Source organism: Microcoleus sp. PH2017_35_SFW_U_B (assembly GCF_020737865.1).
GTDB lineage: Bacteria > Cyanobacteriota > Cyanobacteriia > Cyanobacteriales > Microcoleaceae > Microcoleus.
The window spans coordinates 1-8,435 of the sequence record NZ_JAEQDE010000165.1 but is presented as its reverse complement, the minus strand read 5'-3'; the positions used below and the strand labels follow the sequence as shown (position 1 = coordinate 8,435).

The 8,435-nt window shown below is 43.6% G+C and carries 8 protein-coding genes; 6 read left to right on the top strand and 2 right to left on the bottom strand.

The genetic code is table 11. The features are described from left to right. Positions 1–272: 272 nt before the first annotated feature. Positions 273–617 carry a hypothetical protein gene (locus JGK36_RS32515; protein ID WP_293199235.1) on the bottom strand — a complete coding sequence of 115 codons (345 nt, stop codon included), beginning with the start codon at positions 615–617 and terminating at the stop codon, positions 273–275. Between the two features lie 26 nt (positions 618–643). On the opposite strand from JGK36_RS32515, the gene JGK36_RS32510 reads away from it, so the two are divergent. Then, positions 644–862 (top strand): hypothetical protein, encoded by a 219-nt coding sequence (locus JGK36_RS32510; RefSeq protein WP_293184639.1) that lies wholly within the window; start codon positions 644–646, stop codon positions 860–862. Between the two features lie 128 nt (positions 863–990). Here the strand turns inward: JGK36_RS32510 and JGK36_RS32505 are convergent, their stop codons facing one another. Continuing rightward, positions 991–1,683, bottom strand: coding sequence for an iron-containing redox enzyme family protein (locus tag JGK36_RS32505; protein WP_293199238.1), 693 nt, complete (start codon positions 1,681–1,683; stop codon positions 991–993). Positions 1,684–2,379: 696 nt separating this feature from the next. Between JGK36_RS32505 and JGK36_RS32500 the strand changes: the two genes are divergently transcribed. The 5 genes from JGK36_RS32500 to JGK36_RS32480 all read left to right on the top strand — a co-directional run bounded on the left by JGK36_RS32500 (position 2,380) and on the right by JGK36_RS32480 (position 7,975). After that, positions 2,380–2,859 (top strand): hypothetical protein, encoded by a 480-nt coding sequence (locus JGK36_RS32500; protein ID WP_293190709.1) that lies wholly within the window; start codon positions 2,380–2,382, stop codon positions 2,857–2,859. Between the two features lie 363 nt (positions 2,860–3,222). Then, a complete protein-coding gene (locus tag JGK36_RS32495; RefSeq protein WP_293199239.1) occupies positions 3,223–4,848 on the top strand; it encodes a tryptophan halogenase family protein in 1,626 nt (541 codons plus the stop codon). 369 nt (positions 4,849–5,217) lie between these two features. After that, complete coding sequence (locus JGK36_RS32490) at positions 5,218–5,397, top strand: hypothetical protein (RefSeq protein ID WP_293190713.1); 180 nt, start codon at positions 5,218–5,220, stop codon at positions 5,395–5,397. 1,114 nt (positions 5,398–6,511) lie between these two features. Then, positions 6,512–6,862 (top strand): hypothetical protein, encoded by a 351-nt coding sequence (locus JGK36_RS32485; protein WP_293199240.1) that lies wholly within the window; start codon positions 6,512–6,514, stop codon positions 6,860–6,862. Positions 6,863–6,952: 90 nt separating this feature from the next. Next, entirely contained in the window at positions 6,953–7,975 is a 1,023-nt protein-coding gene (locus JGK36_RS32480; RefSeq protein WP_293184626.1) for a GntR family transcriptional regulator, read from the top strand. The last annotated feature ends 460 nt before the right edge of the window (positions 7,976–8,435 follow it).

The window sequence follows — 8,435 nt, the reverse complement described above, 5'->3', positions numbered from 1 at the left end:
AATTACGTGTTTTTCTACGAGCTGCATTTGACTCGACATGAGTAAATGTACTGTGCTTTGTATTATATACGACTTCCTGCGAGCATCAACATGGCTGGTCAAAAAATTATAATGATTCCAAACGCAGATTCCTCTGACGCAAGACGCCCGCATCTGTCATCCAATGGCACGGGGGCAAAAACAAATTGAACCAGGGGCAAATAGTCTCGTGCGGCCACAATTTGCTCAAAAAGCTACCCAAATAGTCAATGATGGGTAGCTTTGTCCATAAATTAAGTTACAGTTCCTAACCCTTCCCACTTGCGGGTCAACACGCCCACTTCTTCGGCAATCTCTAAGTCGTAATTCTGCTCTTTGAGCGCTGCTGCAACTTCATTCTTGCTGTGGTAGTAGCCCAACCCCAACTCGGCGATCGCCTCTCGACTCATACTCCTCTCGGCAATCAAGTGGTTGAGGGCGCCACTTCCTACTTCGCCCCACAGCCAATCCCGGCACTGGGCGTACACCGCAGCCAGTATCCCCCGGCGCATCTCCCACTTCGCTGCTATTTCTATTTCCCTAGGGCTGTGTTCGCGTTCGGGCAGCGCGACTCCAACTCTCGAAGCTGCTTCCCGCAAAGCTTCTACCCAATCAATGGCGGTGCATGGAAGTGATTGCCCGGTTGCGTCCGCGTAGCGAGTGCGCTAGCGTAGTTCGCATCGTTTCCCAAGAGAATGACTTTGAAACAAGAAGGATGAGAGAAGAACATCCGCTCTTGAGGATCGAACGAGCCTTATCTGAGCTCAAGGACGAGACTGAGGAAAATCAAGTAATGCTGTTGGTAGCACGCCATTTGAGAGAATCGCAGCGCAAAGTTGGTTGAAGGCTGAAAGGCTCGGGTATGGCAACATTCACCTCAAGGCGTGGAATAGCAGCAAAAAGCTAATCGAAAACACCACCACCACTGGGCGCCACCACTATTTTTGCTGCTATCAATGCGGGCGATCGCAACTACTTTGTCAAAGCTGCAACTTTTGAAAGCTCGTGTCTGTCCCCGGTAGTTTTGTTACCGAGAAGGCTCCAAGAGTCCAGCATCTGACCGTACAAACAAGTCATTTCCCAAGCAATCCGAGCGTAGACCTTACCCAAAGATGAGTCTTTCTCGCATTGAGGAATCAGGTCAAGTCCCATTGCTAGGTGCTGTTGGTCAATCTGATTATGGATTTGCCAGTAGCGACCCGCTTGCAGCCCCAGCTTTGCAAGCTTCGGACTCGCTGCACAGAAGAAGTCATAGGACGCCCCTTCTGAGATTAAATTCAGTGTAATGATTTGGTGTGCGTTTGATTCGCGCAGGACTGAACGAAAGCAATATGCGTTTACTGATATGGTTTCAAGGGTTGCCGGCACGTTAGTTGGACTCTCATCGGGTTCCAGAAAATCATATGTGTGCATCCACTCAATTAGCCGTTCGCAGTGATCGACTTCCTCCATCGCATGTCGGGCAAAGCACCCTTGGTAATAAGGGTCGTGGCACATGGCATGGCGCAGAGATAGCGCCGAGGTAAAATCGCGGGATAGGTGATATAACTGGCGAATCCAACCTCTAATCTCCTCTGGCGTTGAAGTCACTGCCAAGGTTTCGTAAAAATGTCCATTTCGGAGGAGATTCCGATATTCTTCTGCCAAACTTAACAGCCACTGCATAGATCCACTCCTGCCGTATAATTTTACTTTGACTAGATTTGGTGCCTTTAGGGGGCGAAATTTGTTAAGCGCCAGTATATTATAATAATAAAGCAGTATACTAAAACCAGTCAAGTAGACTAATGCCCCTTGAGTGGCCCTACCGTGTTCTATTCTTTTTTCTCTCATTGCCAGACACGTAAGCGTTGCTATCCGCTAAACACTGGACAAAAGTGGACAAGATAGCCAGTCTAAGTCTCTAACCAGGCTACGTTAGTAAGGTCACGACACCTATGGGTGCTTTCCAGCCCATAGCTATGTCGCCGGAGATTAAACATCTCTATTTAGCTAAGGAAGTGTCTCCGGCACGACAAGCCCCACTAACATTGACGAGGAAAACATTACCGGAGAAATCCGAGGGGGATTTATCCCTAAGAAACGCCCCATTGAGGCGGGTCTTCATCGAACAGTATCAATAGCCTCTGTCCTGTAATGCCAGCAGGTATGCCAAAAAGAATGACCGCTTTTGAGGCGTCTTGGTTTTATTTTGTATGCTGAGTCCACGTTTGTCCAATTAATTGGCGATTAGAGACGTACCGATCGGAAAACCGATCCCAGGCCTTTGTGAAAGTGTCAGTTCTGCGTCTGTCCTGACACAGCGAAGTTTATTCGTACCCACCTACCTATTTTATGGGCTGATCGTGCAACCAGAGCAAGTTGCTTCCCAACTCTGTTAGACTTGCTTTAGGTATGCTTCATCAAAAATACCCAAACATCACAATTATGAGCAAATTATATCAAGGGAAAAGTCAATCTAATACGGGAATTCTTGTAGTCGATAATAACAGAAGAATAGTGAGTATAAATCAAAATTTTGTAGAGTTGTGGAGTGTCCCAAAATACGTTATAGACTCACAGAACGAGTCCCAAGGTTTAGAGTTAGTTTCTCACTATTTAGAAGAACCTCAAAAATTTGTTAAACAAATAACAGAAGTATACCAAAAGCCGGAATTGAATATTTATGCAATTATTAAATTTAAATGCGGTCGGCTGTTAGAGATATCTTCTCAGTCGCAATGGTTTGAAGAACAATATGTAGGGAGAGTCTGGAAAAGTCGCGAACCTGACAAATTCATATTTGATGAGCCAAAATCAATAGTTTATATTTGCCCTTTTTTAGACATATTCCAAAAATAAATGGTTGACCGATCGCTCTTAAATTATAATGAAATTTTACCCCCTCTCAACATGAGCTAACTTCGAGAATATCTTGAAAAGCATCCATTTTATCAATATTCTCTGTGGGTTGATTGCTTATTGCCATCAACCCAAAAAGCCAGGAATCGCCATGGATAAGAACTTGCTTTGTTCTGCTTAACCCGAACTCACGTTTAATAGCTCTATTAAAACAATGCCACTTTCTTGTACCTTTGGTAAAAGCATTACTGTTTTCTTGCGAGCTATCTAATCGCAAAAGGCAGGCAAAAAAATGTGTGCCTTTTTAGTTCAGTTTAATGACGGCAATTCATATTGACCATATTCTTTAGGAGGTACTATCTAATGTCATCAAATACAGTAAATGTTGTAATTGTTGGTGGTGGATCAGCAGGTTGGATGACAGCCGCTTATTTGAGCAAAGCTCTGGATAAAAATGTTCGGATTACCCTAGTAGAATCTTCTAACATCACAACAGTAGGAGTAGGTGAGGCAACTTTTAGCAGCATCAAATCATTTTTCGATTTTCTGGGCTTGCAAGAGTATGAATGGATGCCAAAGTGTAATGCCACTTATAAAATGGCAATTAAATTTGTTGATTGGAATTCAGACAGAAGGCATTTCTACCACACTTTTGAAAAATTTGATTTCATAGATGGGTTCAGTATCTCTGAATGGTGGCTTAAACTAAAAAGTTCCAGCGTACCATTTGACTATTCTTGTTTCATGACACCTACGCTGTGCGATGCCCAAAAGTCTCCCAGATACTTAGATGGCAAAGTCTTTGACGAAAGAGTGCAACATTTATTTTCAGACGATCATTTATCTCAAAAGAGACTTGTAACGCTTGCCGATGCAGAAGGACAGTATCCCTACGCTTATCATTTTGATGCGAATTTAATTGCTAGGTTTTTGAAAGATTATTCTACACAAAGGGGTGTCCGGCAGATTGTTGATGATGTGGTAGATGTAAAGTTAACAGAGGACGGAAGCATAGATTGCATCCATACCGAAAAACATGGCAGTCTCAGCGGAGACTTGTTCGTAGATTGTACGGGTTTTCGCGGCTTGCTAATCAATAAAGCTCTTGATGAACCGTTTATTTCTTTTTCAGAATCGCTGCTTTGCGACAGCGCAATTGCCATGCAAGTACCGGCTGATATCAAGAAAAATGGGATCGCTCCTTATACAACCGCAACCGCACAGAGTTCTGGCTGGATTTGGAACATACCTCTTTACGGAAGAACAGGTACGGGGTACGTTTATTCGAGTGCGTTTATCTCCAAAGAGGAAGCAGAGCAAGAGTTCCGCCAGCATTTGGGAGAAGCTTCTAATAACTGCAAAGCATCGCACATCAAAATGAGAATCGGGCGCAACAGGAATTCATGGGTGAAGAACTGTGTAGCCATCGGTTTGTCCAGTGGGTTTGTCGAACCGTTAGAGTCTACCGGGATATTTTTTATCCAGCATGGAATTGAAGAGCTAGTCAACCACTTTCCAGGCAAGTCATTTAGCGACGAGCTGATCCGAAACTACAATAGAGCTATTGCTAATTGTATTGATGGCGTTCGCGACTTTTTGACACTTCATTATTACGCTAGCGATCGAGCAGACACGCCGTTTTGGCAAGCAACAAAGCACGAAATTAAGGTATCAGAGGAACTGCGTGAGAGGTTTAACTTGTGGAAAAAAAGGCTGCCCAATAAAAAGAATATCAATCCAAATTTTCACGGGTTTGAAACTTACTCTTACTCCGTAATGCTGCTCGGACTCAATCATAAACCTGAAGGCAGTTTGCCGCTTTTAGATCATATTGATGACGAGAAAGCATTAGCCCGGTTCAACGCGATCGAGCAAAAAGCACGTCACCTGAGTGCTACTTTGCCATCCCAGTATGAATACTTAACGCACGTGATGAAATCTCAAGAGCGTTCTGAGTACGTTACTGAAAATGACCTATGCCTGGTTTAAATAACGTAAGCTGAGAAGTTGAGTTGTGTGCGTGCTGGTCTGACTTTTCATTGACTCAATCTGCAAGCGCGTGCTAAGCGGTATTTTCTTAAGCGAGTCCGATACCGCAGTTTCTGGGAAAATGCTTCTAAAGTCAACGGCCGCACCTCTACTAAATTTCAGAGAGCGGTCGCTTCCTGCAATTTGCCGTTGTTAGGGGCGATCGCTTTTTGGAACAGAAGCAGCAAAGCTGCGATACCAGCCCGCAATCAATTGCTTTGTTCCTGCAATACTGACCCCAAAAAAGGTGATTGAGGGCAACTGCAATTATGCTGCATTTCTGAGTCGCTGTGCGATCGCACGTTCACAAACAGACGCATCTCCGCCACCGTGAAAAAGTACCTCAACCTCGCCACCGCCTTCATCGCTTCTCTCAAACACAAATCCCAATTACCCGAAATCGACAGCTACTGCCAACCCGCACTCGCCGCCCCCGAGGAGCAAGCTTTGATGGAATGGTTGTTCGCCAGTTTGATGAGTGCTAGTCGTACAGCAAATAAAATAGAATGACGCGAATAGGAGGATGAAATACTGAATACAAAAATTATCTAGCTCGCTTACCTCAAAAAATACTAAGTTATTCTAATGCTTGAACCAAATTTTCAGCCCCCGAACCCACTCAATAATTGTCTTGAAAAAACTGGGTCTTCAAAAGACCTCTCCCAAAAAGAAATAGTTGATCGATCGCTCTTAAAGTATAATTAAATTTTACCCCCTCTCAACATGAGCCAGCTTCGAGAATATCTTGAAAAGCATCCATCCGAGACTCAAAGAATGTTGGGCATAGACTACGACCAATTAATACAACTAATTACAAATGCCGAAAATCTGTATGCTCGTCAAAAAGAGCCAATAAATCAAAGGCTCAAAAAAGAATCTTTGTCGAACATCTAATTAGATTACTAAAAATCTGGAGAGTAGCATCGGAAAGATTTCGCTGAAAATCGAAAAATTTTGGTGGTATGTGGATTAGTAAGATGGCGAATAGGTGCGATCGTTATGTGTCAATAAAAGTCCCTACAAGCTGAAAAAAAACAGTAAAATTTAGATCATGAAACCGGGCAGTTTTTATCGCTCGACCGTTGAAACCCTTATTGAAGCGTTGGTTTTGGCAGCCAGGCCCTTGAGCAGGGCTGTTTCATTCTCAGACGAATCATCGTTTTGTAGGGGTAGTGCCCCCGTGCCTACCCTCCCCCTCCACGATTTTGTAGGTGTTTCAGACATCGGGCGGGCACTCTTGGCACCGCCCCTACAAGAGAATGAAACAGCCCTGGGCCCTTTAGGGGGCCGGGTTCCCAAAACCAAGCGGGGGAAGGGATTGGAATTATGGGAGAGGTCTACTGTATCGAAAAGCACAAAGATTTGGCGATGAAATCGCTGAAATCCTTACCCTGAGACACATAAGCTATATCAATCACCGGATAGCCAGGAGCGACCCGTAGTACCAGTCAACCAGTGTTATCTGGGAACTTTCGTGTTTCAGTTGTGGTAGGATGTATTGTAAGTAGGTAAAACTGTCCTTCTACAGTTTTAAAAGTGTGATAAGAAAATTAAATATTGGAGAAACAAACTAAATATTTATTTTTCTTAATAAAAAGTAACCCCGAACCCCAATCACTTTTTAATGTTGCCAATTTCAGACCAGTTAAAAAATCAAGATGCAAACTCTGGAATTTTGTTAGTAAACAGCCAGAGACAAATTTCAGGGCTGACTCCCAGTTTCTTAAAAATCTGGAACCTACCCGAATTTATTATCAGGTCGCTATCCGATCGCCTAGCGTTGCAGTTTGTTGCCGAACAATTCGACAATCCCCAAGTTTTTCTCAAGAACATAACAGAAATTTACAAGCAGACTCAGCTAGAATGTCACGAAAAAGTTCAACTGAGGGACGGCCGCACAATCGAACGCTATTCTAAACCGTTGTGGACTGATGGGGAATACGCCGGGCGTCTGTGGATATGTAAACTTAATTAATGGATAGAAAAGTACCCACAAAAAGCGGAGTGCAAACATACATTTTAAGAGAGAGGGCGCTTTTCGTACTGAATTTTAGAAATTGCTTGAATGTCAAAAAGATTAATTACTAAAATAGTCACAAATATGCCAGCTTACATGAAAGACCCGGTTTTACTCCCTATTGTTGTGGATACTGGAGCGCCACTAACAATTGCCGCTCAAATTACCGAGCAGATTAAGCTATTGATCGTGCGGGGCAGTCTCAAGCCGAACCAGCCACTACCACCGGGCGTTCATTTAGCAAAGCATTTAGGAGTCAACCACAATACTGTAGCCTTGGTGTACAACGAACTGATTAATTCAGGATATTTGATAGGTCTGCGGGGCAAAGGAACTTTTATCGCCGATTCCCAGTCTGTGAAACAAATAATAGCCCGGAAAAGTTTCTACGACTTGCTCGATCAAGCTTTTCGTTCTGCATCTCAAAGTGGGCTGAGCGTGTCGGAGTTTTCAGCAGCGGCTTACGCTCAAGCAGTCCTTGTCGATCGCCATCAAATCAACGTAGCATTTGTGAATTTTTTCCCAGATAGTATCGATATTGGCAGCAGCATTCAATCTGCAACCGGGTTAGCTTTAGTATCAATTGATTGGAACACGTTAAAAAATAAGGAAGCAGAATCAGTTCAACAGTTGTTGGCGGCAGATTTGGTGGTAACAACTATTAAAAACTTGTGGGATGTAGCGAAGCTGGCAGATCCCAACAAAGAAATAATCGGAATTGACGTGCAACCCGATATGCAATTGTTAAGCTGTATTTCACCGCTGCCCCGCAATGCCAAGCTGTTATTCGTATGTAAAGAACAAATTAGCAGCGAAGCGATGAAGGAGATAATCGAGTACAACGTGCATCACGTAGAGTCAGAAGCAGTTACCCTCGAAACCGTTCAAAATAATAAATGCGACCTGGATCAATTTGATTTGATAGTGTGTTCGAGTCAAGTAGAGAGTCGGTTGAGTAAATACGTCCCCCAAAACTTGAAAGTAATGACTTTTCGTATCGCCATAGATCCGATAAACTTGTTGGTACTTCAAGCTCGTTTGGCTGCTGTTGAAATGGAAAAGTTAATGTAATCCGAATCTTTCCAAACTTGTGAAACAACTCGAACTTTTCCCCAAATTCAACTCCAACTATCCGAGTCGGGCATCTAAATTGGCGATGAGCGCTGATGCCCTACATTCTTGGAAAAACCGAATTTTCGAGTGTCAGCAATTTGCTAGCACGCCCGCAACCGCAGCATGGAACTTTATTCGAGTTAACTCCCAATCCTTGCTACTCCGATACCCTCGACCCTTTTACCCTGCAACTTCACCGAAAAACGAGCCCGGCGTGCCTCTGGCTTTAGACATGAGGAGGAAGTCGGCAGCGGTTTCAACCGCCTTTAATATTTATTTACATAATGGATCTAAAGATTTGTTATAATTAGATTGTAAGTGTGCGATTCGTTTAGCCGAAACTGAGTAACAATACTTGGGGGATGACTAGGATGACTATAAAGTCATAATAACTGGATACACATCTGGGTGCGGGTCA

Bases quoted from the DNA above. Each gene is read 5' to 3' on its own strand.
- JGK36_RS32480 (WP_293184626.1), top strand. From the start codon at position 6,953: ATGTCAAAAAGATTAATTACTAAAATAGTCACAAATATGCCAGCTTAC.
- JGK36_RS32485 (WP_293199240.1), top strand. From the start codon at position 6,512: ATGTTGCCAATTTCAGACCAGTTAAAAAATCAAGATGCAAACTCTGGA.
- JGK36_RS32495 (WP_293199239.1), top strand. From the start codon at position 3,223: ATGTCATCAAATACAGTAAATGTTGTAATTGTTGGTGGTGGATCAGCA.
- JGK36_RS32510 (WP_293184639.1), top strand. From the start codon at position 644: ATGGAAGTGATTGCCCGGTTGCGTCCGCGTAGCGAGTGCGCTAGCGTA.
- JGK36_RS32505 (WP_293199238.1), bottom strand. From the start codon at position 1,683: ATGCAGTGGCTGTTAAGTTTGGCAGAAGAATATCGGAATCTCCTCCGA.